This window comes from Vibrio sp. EJY3, assembly GCF_000241385.1.
Classification (GTDB): domain Bacteria; phylum Pseudomonadota; class Gammaproteobacteria; order Enterobacterales; family Vibrionaceae; genus Vibrio; species Vibrio natriegens.
In genome coordinates this window covers 2,739,403-2,760,906 of record NC_016613.1, presented here as the reverse complement: position 1 = coordinate 2,760,906, position 21,504 = coordinate 2,739,403, and the positions used below count along the sequence as shown (strand labels likewise).

General features: G+C 45.7%; 14 protein-coding genes. 4 read left to right on the top strand and 10 right to left on the bottom strand.

What is annotated here, in order from left to right:
- Window positions 1-51: 51 nt before the first annotated feature.
- From VEJY3_RS12430 to VEJY3_RS12410, 5 genes are all read right to left on the bottom strand, one after another.
- A complete protein-coding gene (locus VEJY3_RS12430; protein WP_014232829.1) occupies window positions 52-999 on the bottom strand; it encodes a CorA family divalent cation transporter in 948 nt (315 codons plus the stop codon).
- A gap of 142 nt (window positions 1,000-1,141) precedes the next feature.
- On the bottom strand, window positions 1,142-2,701 hold the full coding sequence (gene glpD, locus VEJY3_RS12425; protein ID WP_014232828.1) for a glycerol-3-phosphate dehydrogenase: 1,560 nt from the start codon (window positions 2,699-2,701) through the stop codon (window positions 1,142-1,144).
- Window positions 2,702-2,876: 175 nt separating this feature from the next.
- Window positions 2,877-3,671: a DeoR/GlpR family transcriptional regulator gene (locus VEJY3_RS12420; protein WP_014232827.1), complete on the bottom strand. Its 795-nt coding sequence runs from the start codon at window positions 3,669-3,671 to the stop codon at window positions 2,877-2,879.
- Between the two features lie 178 nt (window positions 3,672-3,849).
- On the bottom strand, window positions 3,850-5,367 hold the full coding sequence (gene glpK / locus VEJY3_RS12415) for a glycerol kinase GlpK (RefSeq protein ID WP_014232826.1): 1,518 nt from the start codon (window positions 5,365-5,367) through the stop codon (window positions 3,850-3,852).
- Between the two features lie 59 nt (window positions 5,368-5,426).
- Complete coding sequence (locus tag VEJY3_RS12410) at window positions 5,427-6,278, bottom strand: MIP/aquaporin family protein (protein ID WP_014232825.1); 852 nt, start codon at window positions 6,276-6,278, stop codon at window positions 5,427-5,429.
- Between the two features lie 744 nt (window positions 6,279-7,022).
- Here VEJY3_RS12410 and glpT point away from each other — a divergent pair.
- Together glpT and glpQ are read left to right on the top strand one after the other, a co-directional pair.
- Window positions 7,023-8,387 carry a glycerol-3-phosphate transporter gene (glpT, locus tag VEJY3_RS12405; protein WP_014232824.1) on the top strand — a complete coding sequence of 455 codons (1,365 nt, stop codon included), beginning with the start codon at window positions 7,023-7,025 and terminating at the stop codon, window positions 8,385-8,387.
- 56 nt (window positions 8,388-8,443) lie between these two features.
- Window positions 8,444-9,499: a glycerophosphodiester phosphodiesterase gene (gene glpQ / locus VEJY3_RS12400; RefSeq protein WP_014232823.1), complete on the top strand. Its 1,056-nt coding sequence runs from the start codon at window positions 8,444-8,446 to the stop codon at window positions 9,497-9,499.
- A 77-nt stretch (window positions 9,500-9,576) separates the two neighbouring features.
- Here the strand turns inward: glpQ and dapD are convergent, their stop codons facing one another.
- The 4 genes from dapD to VEJY3_RS12380 form a co-directional block, all read right to left on the bottom strand.
- Entirely contained in the window at window positions 9,577-10,608 is a 1,032-nt protein-coding gene (gene dapD / locus VEJY3_RS12395) for a 2,3,4,5-tetrahydropyridine-2,6-dicarboxylate N-succinyltransferase (RefSeq protein WP_014232822.1), read from the bottom strand.
- A 463-nt stretch (window positions 10,609-11,071) separates the two neighbouring features.
- Entirely contained in the window at window positions 11,072-12,826 is a 1,755-nt protein-coding gene (locus VEJY3_RS12390; RefSeq protein WP_014232821.1) for a PKD domain-containing protein, read from the bottom strand.
- 327 nt (window positions 12,827-13,153) lie between these two features.
- Window positions 13,154-13,450: a YebG family protein gene (locus tag VEJY3_RS12385; protein WP_014232820.1), complete on the bottom strand. Its 297-nt coding sequence runs from the start codon at window positions 13,448-13,450 to the stop codon at window positions 13,154-13,156.
- 128 nt (window positions 13,451-13,578) lie between these two features.
- The gene (locus tag VEJY3_RS12380) at window positions 13,579-14,484 is read right to left on the bottom strand and encodes a LysR substrate-binding domain-containing protein (protein WP_014232819.1); all 906 of its coding nucleotides are present in this window, start codon (window positions 14,482-14,484) and stop codon (window positions 13,579-13,581) included.
- 109 nt (window positions 14,485-14,593) lie between these two features.
- Here VEJY3_RS12380 and VEJY3_RS12375 point away from each other — a divergent pair, with 109 nt between their 5' ends.
- Window positions 14,594-15,568, top strand: a complete 975-nt coding sequence (locus VEJY3_RS12375) for a TDT family transporter (protein WP_014232818.1) — start codon at window positions 14,594-14,596, stop codon at window positions 15,566-15,568.
- A gap of 76 nt (window positions 15,569-15,644) precedes the next feature.
- Here VEJY3_RS12375 and VEJY3_RS12370 read toward each other — a convergent pair whose 3' ends face one another.
- On the bottom strand, window positions 15,645-17,468 hold the full coding sequence (locus tag VEJY3_RS12370) for a DUF3413 domain-containing protein (RefSeq protein WP_014232817.1): 1,824 nt from the start codon (window positions 17,466-17,468) through the stop codon (window positions 15,645-15,647).
- Window positions 17,469-17,718: 250 nt separating this feature from the next.
- On the opposite strand from VEJY3_RS12370, the gene recC reads away from it, so the two are divergent.
- The gene (gene recC / locus VEJY3_RS12365; RefSeq protein ID WP_014232816.1) at window positions 17,719-21,210 is read left to right on the top strand and encodes an exodeoxyribonuclease V subunit gamma; all 3,492 of its coding nucleotides are present in this window, start codon (window positions 17,719-17,721) and stop codon (window positions 21,208-21,210) included.
- Window positions 21,211-21,504 lie beyond the last annotated feature (294 nt).

The window sequence follows — 21,504 nt, the reverse complement described above, 5'->3', positions numbered from 1 at the left end:
CAGCGTAAAAAAGAGGAGAGCACATCTCCTCTTTATTGTATCTTCGCGAAACTATTCGTCGTCGCTTTTGTTAGTTAACCCGAAGCGTTTTAACAGCAGCCACTCCAGAGCAAATATAATAATTAATGCTACGCAGAACCAAGTGAAGGCAGTTGCAGAGTCCACGCCAGGCATGCCGCCGATATTAATACCCAGTAGCCCAGTTAAGAAACTGGTCGGTAAGAAAATAGTGGCAACCAGTGTAAATAGATAACTGTTCTTATTGGTTTTTTCATCGCGATTGTGCTTAATCTCTTCCTGGAACAATGCCACTTCGCCCAGATAAAAGTCGATGGTTTCGTTTATGCGTGTAATATTGTTGTGCGCAAATCGGTACTGGTGGGGCCTGGAAACTACGAGATCGGAGCTTGATTCAAGCAAATCACGGATCGCATATTGCTGCGGACGTATAAAGCGTTTGATGGAAATAAGCGCCTTTTGAGCGGAGATATGCTTATAGGTGGACTCATCGTTCACGTCGAAATGATTGAGAGTTTCTTCAATCGTATCCAGATAAAGATCAATCTTCCCGTTTAAGCCTTCGATGATTTGATTAAGCAGGCTTGCCAAACTCTTTGGTCCCTTCTGTTCAGCCAAGGCCTGGCGGATTTCCATAATCGCACGCGAAGGGATTTTCCGTGTTGAAATCAACGCACCTTGGAAATATAAAATCCGAATACTAAGCATATCTTCTGGAGACGCATTCTCATTCATATTGATGCCACGCAGAATCAACATGAAGTTTTCGTCGTCCAGAGGGTGAAAAGAGGGGCGACTTTCATCGGCGAGTAAATGATCGACGGTCGCTTTAGGCACTTGATTGTGCTCCAGCCAGCCACGAATATCTGGATGAAGTCTTTCGCAGTGGTACCAATGTTTCGCTTTGATTTCTTGTGATGTCGTTGCTTCTTGAGTTGCTATTGGCGTTGAAAAATCCCAATGCTCAATCATAAACCCCATATTCTTTTCCTTATCATGAGATTACTTGCAGTCTATTGAATGAGTATGATTGCATTTTTAGCGAAAAGTCTACGAAAAATTTCCGAAAGCGCTAAAACAACAAAGCCTGCACGAAGCAGGCTTGGTCACGGGATTGGAGTCATTAGCCCACTTGTGAGAGGTTCACGACTTTCTGTTGTAACTTTTCTTTTAAGTATTCTGCAAGAGATAGCTTTTCTTCGTCGCTCATGTAGAGCCCGAGCTTGGTACGACGCCATAAAATGTCTTCGTCAGTCAGGGCCATTTCATGGTTCATCAAGTAGTCAATTTCACGCTGATATACGCCACCGGCTTGTGTAGAGAAAGCTTGGCCTAAATCGGCTTCACTTGTCGCTCCCTTCATTAGCTCCCACGTTTGTGTTCCAAACTGAGTGACGTAACGCAAAATAAGCGCTTCTGATGCCCAGGCGTACTTGGCGTGGATCTGTTTCGCCAGTTGTTCGCGACTACAGCTGAAGTTACCGCCCGGCAGAGCTTGGTTTGCTGTCCAGTTACCGCCCATTTGTGGCAGGAATGGCGCCAGCTTTTTCATCGCCGCTTCACCCAGTTTTCGGTAAGTCGTTAGTTTACCGCCGAAAACCGAAAGTAATGGAGCCTGATCGAATTCCGCATCGAGTTCCAACGTGTAGTCTCGCGTGATCGCCTGTGGCGAGTCTGACTCATCATCGCACAGTGGGCGTACACCGCTGTATGTCCACACCACATCTTCGCGCGATAGCTGGTGGACGAAGTGCTGGTTAACAATGTCGATCAGATAATCGACTTCGTCATCAGAGATCGCAACTTCTCGTGGGTCGCCTTTGTATTCGACATCTGTGGTACCGACGATTGAGAACTTATCTAAGTACGGGATCATAAACACGATGCGGTTGTCTTTGTTTTGCAGAATATAAGCCTGAGGTTCGTTGTGGATACGAGGAACAACAATGTGCGAACCTTTGATCAAACGAATATTACGTGGAGAAGCTTGCTCTAGTCCTTCATCAAAGAACTGTTTTACCCACGGTCCCGCAGCGTTAACCAGTGCTTTCGCTTTACGTTCAAAACGTTGATCCGTCATTGTGTCGTGGATTGTGACATGCCAGATGCCGCTTTCGCGATGCGCTTTTTCTACTCGGCAGTAGTTACGAACTTCTGCATGGTTTTCACGTGCTGCGAGAACGTTAAGTAGAACTAAGCGAGCATCATCTACCCAGCAGTCGGAGTATTCGAAACCTGTTTTTATCTCTGGTTTTAATAAGCCAGACTTTGCCAGATTAACGGTCTTGCTGCCTGGGAGCGTAGTGCGTTTACCCAAGTTATCGTAAAGGAACAAACCACAGCGGATCATCCACGCTGGACGTAAAAATGGACGATGAGGTAAACGGAAACGCATAGGTAACGCAACATGAGGTGCTTTGCGAAGGATTACTTCACGTTCTGCGAGCGCTTCCGAAACTAAACGAAACTCGTAGTGTTCAAGGTAGCGTAATCCACCATGAATAAGTTTGGAGCTTGCTGAAGAGGTTGCAGATGCAAAGTCGTTAGCTTCATACAAACCAACACTTAATCCACGGCCTGCAGCATCAGCAGCGATACCAGCCCCGTTAATGCCGCCACCGATAATGATCAAGTCTAAAGGAGTGGATGAGTCAGTTGTGGAAGCATTTTTTTGTATACTCATAAATTTGACCTCTTTGGTGAGCGAACGAGCATTTTAGAACATGGTTTAATCCTATCTTAGGTTTCGTTTGTGGTCATCTGTTATTTTCGTTTTTGAGCGTTTTGTGTGATTTGGGCACAAAAAAACCTCTGTCTAAGTAAGGCAGAGGTCATTTAAAGGTTCAAGTTTGAGCGAATTATTTATTTTCTTCGTCTGTCGCCCCGTTTGCGTCGACAACTTCAAGAGGGATGGAGGCTTCTTTTAAAATAGACAGAATTTCTTCAGGTGGCTGCTTATTGGTAAATATCATGTTTAACTGAGCGATATTGCCCAGTTTCACCATCGCATTGCGGCCAAACTTAGTGTGGTCTACGGCCAGAAATACGCTGCGACTGTTATCGATGATAACCTGCTTTACTCGTACTTCATGGTAATCGAAGTCCAGCAGTGAACCATCGAAATCAATACCACTGATTCCGAGAATACCGAAATCGAGGCGGAATTGTTTTACGAAGTCCAGAGTGGCTTCACCGACAATACCACCATCGCGGTTACGAACTTCGCCGCCAGCCAGTATCACTTTGATTTCTGGGTTAGGGTAAAGAATGGTCGCAACGTTGATGTTGTTAGTGACCACTCGAAGTTGTTTGTGGTTTTTATTGAGTGCACGTGCAACGGCTTCCGGCGTCGTTCCGATATCGATAAAGAGCGTCGCGCCATCAGGTATGTGTTTGACCACCTCTTCTGCAATCACATCTTTTTCGTTGAAGTTAAGTGCCTTACGCGTGTTGTAAGAGGTATTTTCCGAGCTGAGAGGGATGGTGGCGCCACCGTGATAGCGACGAATTCTGTTATCGTCGGCGAGTTCATTGAGATCGCGTCGGATGGTTTGTGGGCTGACATTGAATCGTTCGACCAACTCATCCGTGCTGACATAGCCTTGTTTTTTCACCAACTCGACAATCTGCTGGTGTCTAGGTATTTGCTTCACTTACGACTCCATTGTGCACGGGTAGCTAGCTCCCAATGCTTAACATTCGAAATATATTGAGTAATTTGGAGATATTGTGCTCGAATTTGCGCGTTGTGAGAAGTAAAGCGATCAAGGAATCGGGGATAAGACGCAAAAAGAGCGCTCGAATGGCGCTCTTTGTTCGTGTTGGTAGGGATTAATCGTCTTCGTCGTGAAGTTCTGACCAGGTTTGAGCACATTTCACTGCACGCTTCCAGCCTTTGTAGCGACGATTACGTTTCTCTTCATCATCATGAGGTTCAAATGTACGATCAATTACCGCTTTACCTTGCAGTTCATCGAGGCTATCCCAATATCCTACCGCCAAGCCTGCCAGGTAAGCTGCGCCCAGAGCGGTTACTTCAGTGACTTCAGGGCGAAGTACTTGCGTATTTAGCACGTCAGACTGGAATTGCATCAAGAAGTTGTTTGCTACTGCGCCGCCGTCAACTCTTAGGTTAGCCAACTGGATTCCAGAGTCGGCTTGCATTGCATCCAATACGTCACGGGTTTGGTAAGCGATGCCTTCCAAAGTTGCACGAATAATATGGTTTGAGTTAACGCCTCGAGTTAAGCCAACAATGGTTCCTCGTGCGTACGCATCCCAGTATGGTGCGCCAAGGCCAGTAAAGGCTGGTACGACGTACACACCATTGGATGTGTCTACTTTTGTTGCGAAGTATTCAGAGTCTTCTGCGCCATTAAGAATCTTAAGCTCGTCACGTAGCCACTGAATAGACGCTCCGCCCATGAACACCGCGCCTTCGAGTGCGTATGCCGGTTCACCTTTCGGGCCACATGCCAGTGTTGTCAGCAGGCCGTGTGTAGAGGTCACTTTTTCCTGACCAGTATTCATCAACAAGAAGCAACCTGTACCGTAGGTGTTCTTTGCCTGACCCGCTTCAACACACATCTGGCCGTATAGCGCAGCTTGTTGGTCACCAGCAATACCAGCAATAGGAATACGCGTACCACCTTTACCACCAATGTTGGTTTTGCCATAGATTTCAGATGAACGTTTTACTTCAGGCATCATTGACGCAGGAATACCCAACTCATCCAACAGCTTTTGGTCCCAGCATAGGTCATTGATATTAAATAGCATCGTACGTGAAGCGTTGGTGTAATCAGTTACGTGTACGCGGCCTTGTGTCATTTTCCACACCAGCCAGGTATCAACCGTACCAAATAACAGTTTTCCTGCTTCGGCATCTTCGCGGGCACCTTCGACGTTATCAAGAATCCACTTCACTTTGGTACCAGAGAAGTAAGGGTCAAGCACTAAGCCTGTGTTATCACGTACGTAGTCTTCTAAGCCGCGGCGTTTTAAGTCTTCGCAAATTTCTGCGGTGCGTCGACATTGCCAGACGATAGCGTTGTAAACCGGTTTGCCTGTTTCTTTGTTCCAGACGATCGTTGTTTCACGTTGGTTTGTGATGCCAATAGCCGCTAATTGATCGCTTCGGATGCCTGACTTAGCTAAAGCTTCAACTAAGGTTGAACTTTGTGTTGCCCAGATTTCCATTGGATCGTGCTCAACCCAACCTGCTTGCGGATAAATCTGAGTAAATTCGCGCTGAGCGACGCTGACGATATTCGCGTCGTGATCAAGAATTACTGCGCGAGAGCTTGTCGTACCTTGGTCTAGGGCAACAATGTATTTTTGCTCAGTCATGGTAAGAATCCTTTTATTTCGTTATTTATATTTTAGTAAATGTTCGGGTTAAGTCGGTTTTAAGCGCGAGCTTGTTCTGTTTCTTCTGTGTCACACTGATTCGGGATCGTACAGCCGTGACCTTGTTGTGGAAGATAAGCTGCAATCGCTTTTGGATATAGCCAACCACCAAAGCAAGCACCTGCGATTGGGGCGAGAATTGGGACAATAAAGTAAGGGATATCTTTCGCGCCAGTCAGTGCATAATCCCAGCCAGCAACGTAGGCGAACAGTTTTGGTCCAAAGTCACGAGCTGGGTTCATCGCAAAGCCGGTTAGTGGGCCAAGTGAACCACCAATAACAGCAATAAGAATACCAATCAATAGTGGGTTCATTGCGCCGCGAGACGCACCGTTGCTTTCATCACCCAGAGCAAGAATCGCAAACATTAATACCGCAGTAATAACGAATTCGACAGCAAAAGCTCCCATGAAAGAAAGAGAAGCATTTGGGTAGGTAGAGAAAATTCCCGCTGTTGCTAAGGCCTCTTGGCTACTACGAACGAAATTGTGTGCGATTTCATAATCAGTAAAGAGGTTGGCGTACAAGCTGTAGACCAAAGCTGCGGAACAAAACGCGCCAAGTAATTGAGCGATGATGTATGGCAATACTTTTGCTTTATCGAAGCCATGGAACATGGCAAGAGCAATGGTCACCGCTGGGTTAATGTGAGCACCTGAAACGCCGGCTGTACAGTAAATAGCGATGGTCACACCTAAGCCCCATACTATGCTGATTTCCCACTGTCCAAAAGATGCGCCAGTTAACACTAGGGCTGCGACGCAGCCAACGCCGAAGAATATAAGTAATCCTGTACCGATAAATTCGGCCAAACATTCTCCGAACAGAGAAGGGTGTTTGTTGGTTGTCATGGTAAGAGTCCTTTAGTTAATTTTGCTTATCTAGCACGGTAGTATTGTGCATATAAATAATCTTTCGAAAACAAACGAGCGTTGAATTTGAGCGTTTGAGCATAAAAATGTTAATCAAACTCTTAATTTTTGTTAAATAGCGCATCTTTTAATCATAAAAGAAACTTACCGATCATCATTTTTTGAAGTTTAAGGTGTGATGCTTCATTCATGTTACCGATGCGTACAGGAATAGGAAACTGGTAAGAGGAGTTTTGTGAGGCTGCTGCGTGAAAGGTGATTTGTTGCACTGGTTTAGCATAATAAGTAACCCTAAATAGTTAGATCTTATAAGGAGTTATACGGGCTCTATTAAAGGGGGGGAGTAAGCGGCATTCCCGTTTTAGACCGGGATACGTGCTCGCAGAAGCCCAGTTTTGTCTAAACTCGCGTCTAATTTATGCTGCGCCATTGGGGAGGTGCTATCACGTTAGTCACTTTGTGTTCGTCGGATTAATTTCGCGATTTGGTGAGAGAATGCTCTTTTTCAAACATCCACAACATTAACGAAATATGCGTAAAGTTGAACGAAGTTCTAACTAATGAATTCTAATTGACTGTATTTACTACAATTTAATTCTTATACAACATTTGTCACAGAAATAGAGTTTTAACTTCATACAATGCGATGAGTTTCGAACGAATGTTTGTTTGCTTTCGTTTTTTTGGGTTTCTTACCATCGCATTATAAATAATGAGGTTCCTATGTTTGGAATATTCAAACCTAAGGCGCACATCGATCGTCTATCCCCGGACAGCATTGATAGCACCTACTCTCGTCTACGTTGGCAACTTTTCATTGGTATTTTTGTCGGCTATGCGGGCTATTATCTGGTCCGAAAAAACTTTAGTTTGGCGATGCCGTACCTAATTGAACAGGGCTTTAGCCGTGGTGATCTCGGGGTTGCGCTTGCGGCCGTATCTATCGCATATGGACTGTCTAAGTTCCTGATGGGCAGTGTTTCTGACCGTTCTAACCCTCGTTACTTCCTCAGTGGCGGTTTGTTGATGTCTGCGCTTGTCATGTTCTGCTTTGGTTTTATGCCTTGGGCGACGGGCAGTGTAACCGCGATGTTTATTCTGCTGTTTTTAAACGGTTGGTTCCAAGGTATGGGATGGCCAGCTTGTGGGCGAACCATGGTTCACTGGTGGTCACGTAAAGAGCGTGGTGAGATTGTTTCGGTTTGGAACGTTGCCCATAACGTGGGTGGCGGTTTGATCGGGCCACTATTTATCCTTGGTCTTTGGGCTTTTAACGACGACTGGCGTACCGCATTTTACGTTCCTGCTTTTTTTGCCACGTTGGTCGCGGTCTTTATCTGGATGACGGTTCGAGATACTCCTCAATCTTGTGGTCTTCCTTCGATTGAAGAGTACAAAGATGACTACCCAGATGATTACGATAAATCTCACGAACAGGAAATGACGGCGAAGGAAATTTTCTTCAAGTATGTGTTCAACAACAAGCTGTTATGGTCGATCGCGATTGCCAATGCGTTTGTTTATTTGATTCGCTACGGCGTGTTGGACTGGGCACCGGTATACCTAAAAGAAGCGAAGGATTTCTCGGTAGACAAATCGTCGTGGGCTTACTTCCTGTATGAGTGGGCGGGTATCCCTGGCACGCTATTGTGTGGTTGGATTTCAGACAAGATATTCAAAGGTCGTCGTGCTCCTGCGGGTATTCTGTTTATGGCTCTTGTGACTGTTGCGGTTTTGGTTTACTGGTTCAATCCAGCAGGCAATCCGACGGTAGACATGCTGGCTTTGATTGCGATTGGCTTCTTGATTTATGGCCCTGTCATGTTGATTGGTTTGTACGCTCTTGAGTTAGCGCCGAAGAAAGCAGCAGGCACAGCGGCGGGTCTGACAGGATTGTTCGGTTACTTAGGTGGTGCCGTGGCAGCAAACGCCATTCTTGGTTACACGGTTGACCACTTTGGTTGGGATGGCGGTTTTATCATCCTAATCGGCTCATGTATCACTTCTATTATGTGTTTGACTTATGCATTTTTAGGCGAACGCGCACATCACGATCAGAAAGCGCGCGAAAAGGAAGCAGTAGCGTAATATTTATTTAAAGAGGCAGTGGAATACTGCCTCTTCGCTTTATCAAGGAAATATCAATGAAAACAACGTCAGTATGTCTAACATTCTTAGCTCTGAGCTTATCGGCCGGAGCGATTGCCAAACCACTAGTGATTGCTCACCGAGGCGCCTCCGGTTATCTACCAGAGCATACGTTAGAAGCCAAAGCGCTTGCTTATGCCATGAAACCAGATTACATCGAACAAGATGTCGTGATGACCAAAGATGATCAGTTGGTGGTATTGCATGACCATTACCTAGACCGAGTTACCGATGTTGCAGAGCGTTTTCCCGATCGCGCACGTAAAGATGGCCGTTACTACGCGATTGACTTTACTCTGGCAGAAATAAAATCTTTGCGAGTGACAGAAGGGTTCAATATCGATGACAACGGTAATAAGGTTGCAGGGTATCCAACTCGATTCCCAATGTGGAAATCTGATTTTACTGTCCCTACGTTTGCTGAAGAAATCGAGTTAATTCAGGGGCTCAACAAAACTTTGGGTTACGATATCGGTATCTACCCGGAAATCAAAGCACCTTGGTTCCACCGTCATGAAGGGAAAGACATTTCAAAAGCGGTTCTGAAAGTTTTGAAACAGTATGGCTATGATTCGCAAGACGACAACGTGTATCTGCAGTGTTTTGACGCCAACGAACTTCAACGTATCAACAGCGAGTTGATGCCAGAAATGGGGATGGATCTAAAGCTTGTTCAGCTGATGGCCTACACCGACTGGAATGAAACTATGGTCTACAAGGGCGATACTGCAACGCCATATGACTACGATTGGATGTTCGAGGCGGGTGGTATGAAGAAAGTCGCCGATTATGCAGAGGGGATTGGCCCTTGGAAACCGATGCTGGTGGATGATAAATCAACCCAAGACAACATCATTATCAAACCTCTGATGAAAGCAGCAAAAGATGCCGGTTTACAGGTGCATCCTTATACTTTCCGTGCCGATCCGGGTCGTATTCCTGCTTACACCGATAGCTTCGAAGGCATGATGGATGTCTTCTACAATCAGGTGAAAGTCGATGGTTTGTTTACAGATTTCCCAGACAAAGCGGTAAGTTTCTTGAATAAGTAACGGATATCGCAAAGTAACAGAAACAAAAATCCCCCAACCGTTTCCGGCTGGGGGATTTTTTATTCTAATTCAAAAAATTAGTTGTTTGAGTGCAGTTCGCTGTTCAGTTCAACCGCGCTCTTGTTTGCAAGACACTCAACCTGACCCGTTTGAGAGTTACGACGGAATAGCAGGTCAGAGACGCCAGCAAGGTCGCGAGCTTTAACGATTTCTACTTCGTTACCTTCTTTATCCAGCATACGAACTTTAGTACCAGCCGTCACGTAAAGGCCTGACTCAAGAGTACAGCGGTCGCCTAGTGGGAAGCCAAGACCCGCGTTCGCGCCTAGTAGTGAGTTTTCACCGATAGAAACAACCACAGTACCGCCACCTGATAGTGTACCCATGATAGATGCACCACCACCGATATCTGAACCGTTGCCTACCACAACACCAGCAGAAATACGGCCTTCAACCATGCTCACGCCTGTTGTACCTGCGTTGAAGTTGATGAAACCTTCGTGCATAACCGTTGTACCTTCGCCCACGTGTGCGCCAAGACGTACACGAGATGTGTCAGCGATACGAATACCAGTTGGTACCACGTAGTCGACCATTTTAGGGAACTTGTCGACACAGTCTACGCTTAACGTGCGGCCAGCCAGACGAGCTTCGATTTGACGATCTGCCAGTTCAGGCAGGTCGATTGGGCCTTCGTTTGTCCATGCGATGTTGTGTAGCAGACCGAAGATGCCATCCAGAACGGTGCCGTGTGGCTTAACCAGACGGTTAGAGATAAGTTGTAGCTTTAGGAAACCTTCAGCAACAGATTGTGGCTGCTCGTCAGAAGCTAGGATAACCAAAACAAGTGGTTGTGCAGATTCTGCTGCTTTAGTTGCGAAAGATGCGTTTGCAGCATCGCCGTTCGCTTCGAAAGCTGCTGCAAGTTCTGCGCTTTGTGCTGCAGAGATCTCGATAGCTTGGTTGCCTTGCTCGTATCCAGCTACTGCCGCTAGCGCGTTTACTAGCTCGTCGCTTGGGTTAAGAACTGGGTTAGGAAAAAACGCTTCGATGATTTTACCGTCACGGTTTTTAGTTGCCGTACCAAAGGCTAGAGAAAAGAAAGCCATAGTTGATCTCCGTCTGTTGAGTCTGGTCTCGTCGTTCGCTGACAAGAAATTAATTATGCCAATCACAGTAAATAAGGGTTCAGAGATTGCGCTGGAAAAATGCTTAAGGACAAGGCAAAAATTTTTTGATGAGTTGTTACTCTACAATCAAAATTTTTAACGCAGTTATCACGCATTTTAACAAGCTAGAACGACCGGTTATTTACTACTGATTGGTATCAGTTGATAGTCATCATAAAGACACTGTTGGGGAGTTTAAAGAGGTGAAATACAGAAAGTCCGTAGATGGATACCTTTTGTCTTTTAAGAGATATGTCTGTCTGATGAGAAATGTGACCTAAACGCAGCATCTCGCTTGAACAATAAGAAGTCCAAGGCTCTGAAATGAAACAAGCCAAGTCAAAAAGACTTGGCTTCGTGAACTAACAAATTACTCGGATATTATCCATCCAGAAGATGGGAATTACTTAACCCTGACCAGTTCAGGTTGCGCATATTCCCAACTAGTCGTGTAGTCATTCAGTGATTTAATCATGTAGATTTCTCCGCCATCAGCGACAAAGGCAAACTGAATATGCTCTTCACCTGCCCCCCATGAACCTTCACGATTAGTTGCAGCAAAAGTCTCAATTACCGTGTTGCTCGCTTTGTCAATCACACGGAGCTGGCGACTTTGCTCACCTTCAGCAATTACATACTCACTGCCTGTATCAATAAACGCAGTGATGGATGGCTTGTACGTGTCACTCAATTCAGATAACGGAAGTTGACCAGCCCACTTCAGATCTAAGTGAGTGCCATCTTTTAGCGTATAGTAGTTGCCGTTGCCGTCGATATAGTATTCACCTGCTTTATCAAACCAGAATATCCCTCCATGTGAATGGTCTCCATGATACTCATCTTCGGTGTTCTGCAAGTTCCATTGCCCTGACTCAACGAATACGCCAGTAAAACTTTGTGGCGAAAGATTGGCCTCTAAGCCTAACAATACGTCCCCGTTACTACCCAGTTTAATATCGGGGGAATACCAATAGACTCCTTCAGAGATCTCACTACTTTTCGTGGAAATATCGATCACTTCTAGGTTTGAACCCGCAGCGAATAGATCATCACGACGCACTGCAATGCTTGGAGAATTATAACTCGTCGAGATCTGTTGGCGGGTTGGCGTCGCTAAATCTGCGGAATTAAAATCAAATACTTCAGCTTGATATTCCGTCGCGACAACAATGCGACCTTGCTTGGCAAGAGTATCAACAGTTAGAGAAACAGGCTGGTTAGAAAGGCTAAAGCTGTGTGTCTTTCCCGTTGCTAAATCATATACATGCAGCTGACTAGCTGGTGATTTTGAAGTCATTACTAACAGATTTAAGCCTGGAACGTAAGCCGCTTGTAACACTTCATACCCGAACTTCAAGCGTTCGTTTACCGCTAGCGCGTTACTTAAGGCTTGTGTTGGTGCTTCAATCACAAAGTCCATTGGCACCTGAAGTGGGCTACCTGCTACAGGGTAGTCACATTGCTCGTCGTAACATACATTGAGTTCTAAATCTCCACTATAATCGCCAACAGCGAGGTTATGTGGCAACTTTAAGTCAATTAAAGCAGCGTATTCATCATAGGCTTTTGGTGTCAGAGACAGCTGGTTGACCCGCACTTCACCGTCTGAACGTGATAGCTTGAGCTGATCGCCATGGTTACCGCGAAGACGGATGGTGCGCTGCTTGAGATTATTATCCACGAGAGCGTTGGTTGCCGCGTGGTAGTGGATCGTCTCGTTTTCTAACAGGATCGCCTGTTCGTTAAGCTCGACACTATAGTTAATCATTGCGTTAATTGGAGAGCCAGGAACATGCTCATTACAATACTCATCAAAGCAGGCCAGCATAGAAATCTGATGCTGGGTTGTGCCATTGCCTGCTTTGTAGCCAGGCTCTAAGTCAATCTTTAGTATCCCGCCAGTTTCAGAAGTAAACACAATCTCAGCGTTTTTCACCAGAGGACTTTCTGAAGCAACACCCACATGGATCTGTTGTGCGGTCACTCCTTTTGAATCAAATGCGATATGTGCGGTTAATGGCAACATCGTATGACCGACAATATCGACCGTCGGCTGTGGGCTGAACACGCGAATATTACCGCTGCTATCACCACCACTACCACCACCTCCGCAGCCGACCAAAAATAACGCAATAACCAAAGAACTAAATTTGTACATAATTTCACCTCTCTGAAAAGTGTCGATATTTTGTATCGCTAATTAATTAGCAACAACAATTACTTATCGCCATTGGAGGTTGTGGGTGCGAATTTCGAGTCATATCAATTAATGGGCAGGATGTCACAATTTTGGAGTGCAGTTACTCAACTAAAAGGGATGATTTCAGCCTAGGAAAGAAGTTTTAGGTGGGTGTTTTTACTAAACTAAATGCGTATTGAATATTTTAATTTAGAGCAAATGAGGCCTTGTTTACATGTTTCATCTGCGGTCTACAGGCATAAAAAAACGCCACAATATGCAGCGTTTTTGAAAAGCTTGGCAATCTTATGCGGCGTCTTCGTTTTTGTCTTCTTCGACAGCTTCAAGTTTCTTCGCTTTCTTGGGTGCAGGTCTACGTTTTGCACCTAAAGCATAAAGCACTTCTTCTTTGTTTTGCGCAAGGAACATGGCAAGATCTTCCTGCTTATCTTCCTCTTCAAGAAGTTCACTCTTACCTAGCAGAGAGAATAGCTCGTCCGCCATATCCAGCATTTTGTCATATGCGTCAGCTTCCGCTTTAGAGGTAAAAGTCATTTTCTCTTCTCCATTGCGTTCTACCACGTACTTGACTATTACAGCCATGGTTAGTCCCCTAATTTGGTGAATTGATACTGGCTTTTTATACAGTTTTTAACCAGCTAAGTCTAGAGCAGTAAAGCCTGGTGAGTTAAGAGTGCGAAGCGAGTAGAGCTAACTGACCAGCTATTGAACTATTTATTATTTACGGGAGACTGCCAACTCTGGCAAAACTCGATAAAGGTTTTTAGCAGGGGACTTTGATATTTTTCTTTGTGCACTAATAGCCAGAACCGACGTTTCATATCCAGCGGCATTTCAAGAACCTTTACGCGGCCTTCGCGAATTGCCGGATCGGCTGATAAACGTGACAAACAGCCAAGCCCTAAACCTGCAGATACGGAGTTGATAAGCGCTTCAGTGGTATTGAGCTGAAATGCCTCGTGCCAGTGCTCTAGACGAGGTGCGATGACACGCAAAAAGAACTCACGTGACCCAGAACCAGCCTCGCGCAATATCCATTCGCTGTTTTCCAGCTCTGCCAGATTCATCATTCCCTCGTGCGCTGCGGGATATTCTGGCGAGCAGATCACGCACATCTCATCTTCACTAAATTGTGACGACTGAAGCTCGGGGTGCAGTGTTTTGCCTTCGATCAGGGCGATATCCAGCTCGTAGTCGGTCAATTTGTCACATATTTGCGCCGAGTTTGAGATAAACAGGCTTTGAGAACGGTGGTTGGTGTGCTGGCGAAATGCGCTTAAGAGAAAAGGAGCGACTTGATTGCCGATGGTATCACTCGCTCCAATTCGTAGTTGCCCGGTTAGGGCGTGATCACCTTCAAAAATGCTCTCAATATCTTTAGCACGGTTTAATAACTCATCCGCTAAGGGCAGCAACTTTTGCCCTTCTTGATTGAGAATCAATCGGTTATTGACCCGATCAAACAGATGATGACCGATCTGCTTTTCCAGTTCAGACAGCGCCATACTTACCGCCGCTTTAGAAAGGAAGAGGCTCTCAGAGGCGGCCGTCAGCGTTTTGTGCTGAGTGATGGTGGTAAATACCTTGAGCTGTTTAAGAGAAATATGACTTGCCATAGAATTATGTTTAGTAAACCTGAACGTGTGTTCTAAATAATTAGATAGTTTGGAACGAAGTGCAAGCGTATTATTAGCCACATCGAGACTGGCTCTGATAGAGGTTGTGATGATTCAGAAAACAAAAGCAAAACTAATCGACGCACCGACTCCGATGGCGGGGTTAGCACTTGGTATTGCGAGTTTGGGTTGGAGTTGGGAAAACTTCGCTGAATTACATGGCTATGGACAGTGGGTGAGTGCTGGCATTGCCAGTGTATTGCTGACCATTTTGGCGATTAAATTCATTCTACATCATCAATTGTTAAGGCAGGACCTTGCGCACCCAGTCGTGGGAAGCGTTGTACCAACATTTGCAATGGGAACGATGGTGGTTTCTAACTCATTAGGTCAGTGGTTACCGCTTGCGGGTGACGCACTCTGGCTGGTCGCGGTTGTTCTGCACATCGTGTTTTTAGTGAGTTTTGTTTACCATCGAGCAAAAGAGTTTGAATTGCACCACATGGTTCCAAGCTGGTTTGTACCACCTGTAGGCATCATCGTTGCAGATGTGTCGTTCTCGGGTAATCCGGTTTTAGCACCAGTGGCTCAAGGCGCGTTGATGTTTGGCATGGTAGCGTATGCGATCATGTTACCGATGATGATTTACCGTTTCATGTTTACCCATGAAATTCCAGATGCAGCGAAACCAACGATGGCAATCATGGCTGCGCCAGCGAGCCTGTCTTTGGCGGGTTACCTAACCGTCACTGCGACGCCATCGCCAGTGATCATCGCTATGCTATTTGGTATCGCGGTATTGATGACAGCGATCATCTACCTAGCATTCTTTAAATTACTCAGACTGCCATTTAGTCCAGGCTATGCAGCGTTCACTTTCCCAATGGTGATAGGTGCGACAGCGTTGTTTAAAATGGCGAACTGGATGGAGACACAAGGTTTAGCATCGGATTATGTTCAACAAGTGCGAGCCTTAGCGGGTCTTGAACTGATTGTGGCGACATTTGTTGTCTCTTATGTGGCATTACAATACATCAACAACTTGTTGATTCAGCCTCGCTTAATACAAGCGCATCACGCCTAAATAGCAAGATATGAAAAAGCCTCTTGGTGTTACCGCCTAGAGGCTTTTTTACTTTTAAAGGGAAGCGAATATGGACTCAGCCTTTTTTATAAAAACGCGACATCTCGTCGAGAAAATGACGAATAATATTAACCGGAATATGGTGTTCTTTTTCGACGTTTAACTGGTTGTCCAGTTGCTGAGAATGACCGCCTGGATTTACCACCAGCATCAAATCTTTTCCGACCAAAGCATAGTTATAGTAACTGCCCGCGATGTACCAATCACGAGGGGCAGAGCTATCCAGTAAGTTGTGGCCCACGCTGTAGGCGCTTGTTTTACCCTGTACATCAAACAGCATATTCATCAAGGTTGGTACGACGTCAAAATGCGTAGTACGGTAATCAATTTTCTCAGGTTGATGATTGGGTATGGATACGTAAAGAGGAACATGCACCTGAACGTCACTGTAGTTCCCCGTATGGCCCCAGTAGTTCATCTTGTGATCGTTAAACTCCTCGCCATGGTCAGAAGAAATCACCACGATAGTGTTGTCTAAATCGACGCTCTTCAGTACTTCACCAATCAAACTATCAATATAATACAACGAGTTTTTGTAGCGGTTGTGATAAAGCGAAGCGTCAAAATCGTTGTTTAAAAGAATGTGATCGACGCGTTCCCAGTACGGTTTGAATTTAGCGAACTCAGGTTCTGGGAACAATGTGCCGTGTGCAGAATCATAGAACAGAAAGCCAAAATATGGCTGTTCACTGTCCTGCTTTTGGAACTCGATGAACTTGTCCGTGATCTGTTTATCTCGTTCTACTGCCGTTTCACCTGTCTGTTTCAGGATTAAGTCGGATACTTTTTTGAATACCGTGCGAGAAAGCGGTGGGCTGGTCAATGGTGCAGAGCCAAAAATACCCATGCGGTAGCCTTCTTGTTGCAGTGTATCCATAAATAGTGGGGAGCGTTGGCTCGCGTAAAAGCTTTCCCAATAGGTGGCAGGTAAACTATAAAATAGGCTAAAGATGCCAGCTTGAGTCGAGTTACCACCGCTCATATGTTGAGTAAAACTCACTGTTTGTTTAGCGAATTCACTGACATTTGGCATGACTTCAGGAGTTGCATCACTGTAGCGCCAAGCATCCACCAAAATAAACAAAACGTTTGGGAGTGTCTTTTTACTTTGCACTTGAACAGGCTCAAGCGGATAGTTTAGAGAGCTACTTTCCACGTTGGATAACTCCACCCGGTTCTTCGACGCGATGCTTTCATCAACAAGGTTGTGTTTGTAGATAAATTTACGAGCAGTAAGCGGATAGTAAAGCGGCCAGTTGTTCGAATACTGACTGACTTCATCATCGTAAAGTGCGTTTTTGTACGCATGGATCATTTGTGTGCTAAGCAACATGGCAAACCACACACTGATCAACAAGAACTTTGCTCGGCTTTCTGCGAGCTTATTACTCAGCCAAACGGTACATGCAAGTCCTAGTACAAGCACGGTGACTTCACTGCCGAAAATGAGCCAGCTCATCCAGGAAATATCAAACACATCGCTACCACCCTCAAAAAACATGCGGATTAATAGAGCATTGATGTGGAATTTATATTGTTGAAAAACAAGGATATCGACTTTGAATATGATCAGAAGGCAGATAGAGATAGCGATAACGATGCCTTTGAACAAACGAGTCGGTAGAAAAGAGAGCAATAAACTCAACAACATAAATGGGAAAACAACCAAACCTAGCCACCCCAATTGAGTGGAAGCTAAGTAATAACCTTGCAATAAGGTTAGCGGTTCATTCTGATTGCTAGACAACACGAACGGATAGCAAGTGAAAGACAGATACACTGCAAAGCAAGCAAAAAAAGCAATCAGCCAAGCGCTGTTGGACGACGGTTTGCGAATCATATTTTTCATATTTATAAATTATAGGTGGTTAGATTATAAAACAGTGTTTTTTATTTTGGAATGGATGTGATGAATGTCACGTTATGTGTGGGTTTAATCGGAGCTTATTACGTCATTGAAAAGTGGTGTTTTATGCTCAAACTGCGCGATATCTAGCCTTTTGTTATTCCAAGCAAAGAGAACACTGCGGGTTTAAATAGCGCTGTGCTAAGCTAGCTAACAGTTTCAATCGGCACTCGGTGTTCCCAATTTGTTTACTGTTTATCACTCCAACCAAGTTGACGTTCTCAAATCACTTCTAGTTGAACTGATTCGCATCAGTCCGCTGGAAAACCCGTTCGAGAAAGAACAAATACTGGTTCAAAGCCCCGGTATGTCTCAGTGGTTAAAAATGGAACTGGCCAAAGAGTTTGGTGTGGCGGCGAACATCGATTTTCCGCTCCCTGCGACCTTCATTTGGGAAATGTTCACTCAGGTATTGCCTGATGTGCCAAAACGCAGTGCATTTAACAAAGAAGCCATGACGTGGAAGTTGATGCACCTGTTACCAGGGCTTCTAAACCAAGAGACGTTTTCACCGTTGGCGCAATATCTCAAAGACGACAGTGATAACTCCAAGCTGTATCAGCTGGCAGAAAAAATTGCCGATATATTTGATGGCTACCTGGTATACCGTCCGGAATGGATCGCCAGCTGGGAAGCGGGTCAGAGTGTGCCAGAGCTGGAAGACGAGCATCCGTGGCAGCCAATTTTGTGGCAAGCATTGTACGACCACACGGTTTCTCTGGGGCAGTCTCCTTATCACCGAGCTAACCTTTATGAACACTTTATCGACACGTTAGACAATTTTAACGGCAACTTCGATCATTTGCCCAAGCGTTTGTTTGTTTTTGGTATCTCCTCTTTACCACCACGTTACATGGATGCGCTAAAAGCGATTGGCGAACACATCGACGTGCATTTGATGTTCACCAATCCATGTCGTTATTACTGGGGTGAGGTTCGAGATCGCAAGTACCTGGCTCGCTTGGCAGCGAAACATCGTCAGCATGTAGTTTGGCAGGATGACCACTCTGAAGTGCAAGGTGAAACCGAGCAGTTGAAAGGGTCTGTAGAAGATAATGTGCTCGACGAACTGCACACTGATGTGGTCGGAAACAGTCTATTGGCTTCGATGGGGAAACTTGGCCGCGATAACATGTATCTGCTATCTCAGCTGGAGTCCCATGAGATTGAAGCGTTTGTTGATGTCGAGCGTGATAGTCTGCTCCATCAACTGCAAGCAGATATTTTAAACCTTGAAGAACACCAGGACGACCAGCAGATTGAGCATAGTGGCCACAAGCAAGTGGTTAGTCTGGGCGACAAATCGCTAAGTCTACACGCCTGTCACAGTCCAATGCGTGAAGTCGAAGTGCTTCATGATCAACTTCTGGCGATGTTCGATGCTGACCCAACGTTAAAGCCACGCGATATTATCGTCATGGTTGCGGACATCAACGCCTACAGTCCCGCAATTCAAGCAGTATTTGGTAATGCGCCGGGTGAGCGTTTTATTCCGTATTCGATTTCAGACCGAACGGCGGATCAGGAGAGTCCGATTCTTGCGGCATTTATGCAGTTGGTAAACCTACCGAACACGCGCTGCTTGGCATCGGAATTACTTGAACTGCTGGAAACTCCGGCGATCTTGAAGCGTTTTGAACTCAGTGAAGACGATTTCTTACAAGCCAAACAGTGGGTTGAAGCCTCGGGTATTCGTTGGGGATTGGATGCCAATACCGGACGCGAATTTGAGCTGCCGGAAACGCGTCAAAACACCTGGCAGTTTGGCATTCAGCGAATGTTACTGGGTTATGCGATGCCAGAGTCGGCAGGTTTGTTTGAAACCGAGCAAGGCAGTTTGTCTCCGTACAACGAAGTGCAAGGTATGGGCGCAGAGCTTGCGGGCAAGTTAGCGCACTTTATCCAGCAAGTCAGCACCTATCGCTGCAAACTCGCACATGTTCAGACGATTGATGGCTGGCGAGAAACTTTAGTTACACTGCTGGATGATTTCTTCTCAGTCGAGTTGGAAGGCGAAATGGCGCTCAAATCCATCCGCGATACGCTTAGCCAACTGAAAGAACAGCTCACTGATGCCGCATTCGAAGAGGCATTGTCACCAGCAATCATCAGCCAATATTTGCAAGATAAACTGTCCGGTACGCGGGTCAGCCAGCGTTTCCTTGCCGGACAAGTGAACTTCTGTACCCTGATGCCAATGCGTTCAATTCCATTTAGAACCGTATGTCTGCTTGGAATGAATGATGGCGTGTATCCGCGTTCCATGCCGCCGGAAGGCTTTGACTTGATGACGGGCAGAACTAAGCCGGGTGACCGTTCTCGCCGAGATGATGACCGTTACCTGTTCTTAGAAGCGATGTTGTCTGCTCAGCAAACGCTGTACATCAGTTATGTCGGTCGTTCGATTCAAGACAACACCGAGCGCGTACCGTCAGTGCTGGTTTCTGAGTTGATGGAATACTGTCACCAAAATTACTGTTTAGGCGGTGATGAAGGTTTACCGGTTGATGAGTCTGGCGATAATTTATTGAAAGCGCTGGTCAATACGCACGCCATGGTGCCATTTAGCCCAAGTGCCTTTCAGGGGATGCACTCCAGCTACGCCAAAGAGTGGATTCCCGCGGCGTTAACCCAGAGTAGCCAATCTCAAGGCTACGTTCGTCATGACTTTAATCGCGCATTGGACGATTATCTGCTGGGAGCCACGTTCCCACTAGAGCTCGATTTAGTCGAGCTGCAACGTTTCTGGCGTTTACCGGTACAGTACTTTTTTAATCGCCGCTTAAAAGTGGTATTTGAGCCGCCATTGCCAGTCATGGAAGACGATGAACCATTTGTACTCGGTGGTTTGGAAAGCTATCAAATGCGTGATGAGCTGTTAGAAACCTTGCTCGAAACCACGTTGACACAGCCAGAGAAGAAAACAGATGTGCTTAAGCACTTTATGAGTCAACAACGTGCACAAGGTAAGTTACCAGTCGGTGCGTTTGGTGATATCGAGTTTGAAACTAACCGAGTTCAGGCTGAAGAGCTGGTGGACAAACTGGCGTTTCTATCTGGCGCACCGCAAGACGATTTAGAAATCGACCTGACCTTTGACTCGTTATTCGAAGGCAATGAAGGCGATGAGAAAAAAGTTCGCCTGACAGGTTGGCTTACTCAGTGTTACCAATCCGGGTTGATTCGCTACCGTAGCGGTAGGGTTCGTTCACAGGATTATCTGGCCGCTTGGATTGATCATCTTGCCATGTCAGCCTCGGGCCATGCCAAAAAAACCCATATTATTGGCTATGACCGCAAAGAAGGTGCGGTTCATTTAATCTACCCGGAAATTGCTGACGCGCAGTATGCCAAGCAATTACTTACGGAATTGGTTCGTCTGTTCTTTGAAGGCATGACTAAGCCTTTGCCTTATTTCCCGCAAACGGCGTTAGCATGTGTTGAAGCCGGATTTAGTCGTGGACAGTGGGCTGACGACGAAGAAAAATCTTTGAAGAAAATGGCAGATATATTCAACGATGGCTACATGAGTTCAGGCGAAGGAAACAATGCGTATATTGCACGTATTTGGCCAGCTTGGAATGATGATTTGGCGAAAGAAGTACGCTTATTGACGGCGTTGGTGCTGCAAGGTGCGCGTTTAGCGGTTCAAGATGCGGACGATATAAAAGCGTAGCAAGGACAGTTGGATAGAGTAAAGGGAGAGTAGGGTGGCCGCCAGAAAATCATTATTTTTTGTAGGGCGTTCGCTGTACGGCCACAAGGTCAGAGGGACCATGATACTTTTGCTTAATTCATTTGAGTGTTGCCGCCTTAAAGGCTTGGCTTATCTCGTGAGGCGCATACTAACGGTGCAACAGATGGATAACCGTGAGAAAGATCCCACAAAGCCCTAAATTATCCAACTTGGTAAACATATAAATAGAATTTTTAACGATAGATCACACTTCTATCAGTTGATAATCCGGAG

Excerpts from the sequence above, each read along its gene's own strand:
- VEJY3_RS12385 (WP_014232820.1), bottom strand. The coding sequence starts at position 13,450 with ATGGCTGTAATAGTCAAGTACGTGGTAGAACGCAATGGAGAAGAGAAA.
- dapD (WP_014232822.1), bottom strand. The coding sequence starts at position 10,608 with ATGGCTTTCTTTTCTCTAGCCTTTGGTACGGCAACTAAAAACCGTGAC.
- glpT (WP_014232824.1), top strand. The coding sequence starts at position 7,023 with ATGTTTGGAATATTCAAACCTAAGGCGCACATCGATCGTCTATCCCCG.
- VEJY3_RS12370 (WP_014232817.1), bottom strand. The coding sequence starts at position 17,468 with ATGATTCGCAAACCGTCGTCCAACAGCGCTTGGCTGATTGCTTTTTTT.
- VEJY3_RS12430 (WP_014232829.1), bottom strand. The coding sequence starts at position 999 with ATGGGGTTTATGATTGAGCATTGGGATTTTTCAACGCCAATAGCAACT.
- VEJY3_RS12380 (WP_014232819.1), bottom strand. The coding sequence starts at position 14,484 with ATGGCAAGTCATATTTCTCTTAAACAGCTCAAGGTATTTACCACCATC.
- VEJY3_RS12390 (WP_014232821.1), bottom strand. The coding sequence starts at position 12,826 with ATGTACAAATTTAGTTCTTTGGTTATTGCGTTATTTTTGGTCGGCTGC.
- glpK (WP_014232826.1), bottom strand. The coding sequence starts at position 5,367 with ATGACTGAGCAAAAATACATTGTTGCCCTAGACCAAGGTACGACAAGC.
- VEJY3_RS12410 (WP_014232825.1), bottom strand. The coding sequence starts at position 6,278 with ATGACAACCAACAAACACCCTTCTCTGTTCGGAGAATGTTTGGCCGAA.
- glpD (WP_014232828.1), bottom strand. The coding sequence starts at position 2,701 with ATGAGTATACAAAAAAATGCTTCCACAACTGACTCATCCACTCCTTTA.
- glpQ (WP_014232823.1), top strand. The coding sequence starts at position 8,444 with ATGAAAACAACGTCAGTATGTCTAACATTCTTAGCTCTGAGCTTATCG.
- VEJY3_RS12375 (WP_014232818.1), top strand. The coding sequence starts at position 14,594 with ATGATTCAGAAAACAAAAGCAAAACTAATCGACGCACCGACTCCGATG.